Origin of the sequence: Citrobacter sp. XY323 (assembly GCF_025106035.1) — a bacterium.
GTDB lineage: Bacteria > Pseudomonadota > Gammaproteobacteria > Enterobacterales > Enterobacteriaceae > Citrobacter > Citrobacter braakii.
Map to the genome: position 1 here is coordinate 1 of NZ_JANYUK010000028.1, position 3,228 is coordinate 3,228.

Annotated in this window: 2 rRNA genes; both read left to right on the forward strand. The window is 51.8% G+C overall.

The window, feature by feature from the left end:
* Nucleotides 1-147 precede the first annotated feature (147 nt).
* Nucleotides 148-3,054: ribosomal RNA gene (locus N0B36_RS24180) — 23S ribosomal RNA — on the forward strand.
* Between the two features lie 96 nt (nucleotides 3,055-3,150).
* Nucleotides 3,151-3,228: ribosomal RNA gene (rrf, locus tag N0B36_RS24185) — 5S ribosomal RNA — on the forward strand; the annotation flags it as partial.

Sequence of the window (3,228 nt, forward strand, 5' to 3'; positions counted from 1 at the left end):
TTTGCTCTTTAAAAATCTGGATCAAGCTGAAAATTGAAACGACACACTGTTTCATTTCTCCGTAAACAAGAAATGAAAAGCGGTGTGTTCGAGTCTCTCAAATTTTCGCAACACTGAAGTGTTTTACGAAACATCTTCGGGTTGTGAGGTTAAGCGACTAAGCGTACACGGTGGATGCCCTGGCAGTCAGAGGCGATGAAGGACGTGCTAATCTGCGATAAGCGTCGGTAAGGTGATATGAACCGTTATAACCGGCGATTTCCGAATGGGGAAACCCAGTGTGATTCGTCACACTATCATTACGTGAATACATAGCGTAATGAAGCGAACCGGGGGAACTGAAACATCTAAGTACCCCGAGGAAAAGAAATCAACCGAGATTCCCCCAGTAGCGGCGAGCGAACGGGGAGCAGCCCAGAGTCTGAATCAGCATGTGTGGTAGTGGAACGGTCTGGAAAGTCCGGCGATACAGGGTGATAGCCCCGTACACAAAAGTGCATGTGTTGTGAACTCGAAGAGTAGGGCGGGACACGTGGTATCCTGTCTGAATATGGGGGGACCATCCTCCAAGGCTAAATACTCCTGACTGACCGATAGTGAACCAGTACCGTGAGGGAAAGGCGAAAAGAACCCCGGCGAGGGGAGTGAAAAAGAACCTGAAACCGTGTACGTACAAGCAGTGGGAGCCTCTTTATGGGGTGACTGCGTACCTTTTGTATAATGGGTCAGCGACTTATATTCTGTAGCAAGGTTAACCGAATAGGGGAGCCGAAGGGAAACCGAGTCTTAACTGGGCGTTAAGTTGCAGGGTATAGACCCGAAACCCGGTGATCTAGCCATGGGCAGGTTGAAGGTTGGGTAACACTAACTGGAGGACCGAACCGACTAATGTTGAAAAATTAGCGGATGACTTGTGGCTGGGGGTGAAAGGCCAATCAAACCGGGAGATAGCTGGTTCTCCCCGAAAGCTATTTAGGTAGCGCCTCGTGAACTCATCTTCGGGGGTAGAGCACTGTTTCGGCTAGGGGGTCATCCCGACTTACCAACCCGATGCAAACTGCGAATACCGAAGAATGTTATCACGGGAGACACACGGCGGGTGCTAACGTCCGTCGTGAAGAGGGAAACAACCCAGACCGCCAGCTAAGGTCCCAAAGTCATGGTTAAGTGGGAAACGATGTGGGAAGGCACAGACAGCCAGGATGTTGGCTTAGAAGCAGCCATCATTTAAAGAAAGCGTAATAGCTCACTGGTCGAGTCGGCCTGCGCGGAAGATGTAACGGGGCTAAACCATGCACCGAAGCTGCGGCAGCGACACTATGTGTTGTTGGGTAGGGGAGCGTTCTGTAAGCCGTTGAAGGTGTGCTGTGAGGCATGCTGGAGGTATCAGAAGTGCGAATGCTGACATAAGTAACGATAATGCGGGTGAAAAACCCGCACGCCGGAAGACCAAGGGTTCCTGTCCAACGTTAATCGGGGCAGGGTGAGTCGACCCCTAAGGCGAGGCCGAAAGGCGTAGTCGATGGGAAACAGGTTAATATTCCTGTACTTGGTGTTACTGCGAGGGGGGGACGGAGAAGGCTATGTTAGCCGGGCGACGGTTGTCCCGGTTTAAGCATGTAGGCGGAGATTCCAGGTAAATCCGGAGTCTTGTTAACGCTGAGGTGTGATGACGAGGCACTACGGTGCTGAAGTAACAAATGCCCTGCTTCCAGGAAAAGCCTCTAAGCATCAGGTAACACGAAATCGTACCCCAAACCGACACAGGTGGTCAGGTAGAGAATACCAAGGCGCTTGAGAGAACTCGGGTGAAGGAACTAGGCAAAATGGTGCCGTAACTTCGGGAGAAGGCACGCTGATATGTAGGTGAAGTGATTTACTCATGGAGCTGAAATCAGTCGAAGATACCAGCTGGCTGCAACTGTTTATTAAAAACACAGCACTGTGCAAACACGAAAGTGGACGTATACGGTGTGACGCCTGCCCGGTGCCGGAAGGTTAATTGATGGGGTTATCCGTAAGGAGAAGCTCTTGATCGAAGCCCCGGTAAACGGCGGCCGTAACTATAACGGTCCTAAGGTAGCGAAATTCCTTGTCGGGTAAGTTCCGACCTGCACGAATGGCGTAATGATGGCCAGGCTGTCTCCACCCGAGACTCAGTGAAATTGAACTCGCTGTGAAGATGCAGTGTACCCGCGGCAAGACGGAAAGACCCCGTGAACCTTTACTATAGCTTGACACTGAACACTGGTCCTTGATGTGTAGGATAGGTGGGAGGCTTTGAAGTGTGGACGCCAGTCTGCATGGAGCCAACCTTGAAATACCACCCTTTAATGGCTGGTGTTCTAACGTAGACCCGTGATCCGGGTTGCGGACAGTGTCTGGTGGGTAGTTTGACTGGGGCGGTCTCCTCCTAAAGAGTAACGGAGGAGCACGAAGGTTAGCTAATCCTGGTCGGACATCAGGAGGTTAGTGCAAAGGCATAAGCTAGCTTGACTGCGAGAGTGACGGCTCGAGCAGGTGCGAAAGCAGGTCTTAGTGATCCGGTGGTTCTGAATGGAAGGGCCATCGCTCAACGGATAAAAGGTACTCCGGGGATAACAGGCTGATACCGCCCAAGAGTTCATATCGACGGCGGTGTTTGGCACCTCGATGTCGGCTCATCACATCCTGGGGCTGAAGTAGGTCCCAAGGGTATGGCTGTTCGCCATTTAAAGTGGTACGCGAGCTGGGTTTAGAACGTCGTGAGACAGTTCGGTCCCTATCTGCCGTGGGCGCTGGAGAATTGAGGGGGGCTGCTCCTAGTACGAGAGGACCGGAGTGGACGCATCACTGGTGTTCGGGTTGTCATGCCAATGGCATTGCCCGGTAGCTAAATGCGGAAGAGATAAGTGCTGAAAGCATCTAAGCACGAAACTTGCCCCGAGATGAGTTCTCCCTGACCCTTTAAGGGTCCTGAAGGAACGTTGAAGACGACGACGTTGATAGGTCGGGTGTGTAAGCGTAGCGATACGTTGAGCTAACCGATACTAATGAACCGTGAGGCTTAACCTTACAACGCCGAAGGTGTTTTGGCGAAAGAGACATCGAAATTCAGCTTGATTACAGATTACATCGACATGCGAAAAGCGTGTTGATAAACAGAATTTGCCTGGCGGCTGTAGCGCGGTGGTCCCACCTGACCCCATGCCGAACTCAGAAGTGAAACGCCGTAGCGCCGATGGTAGT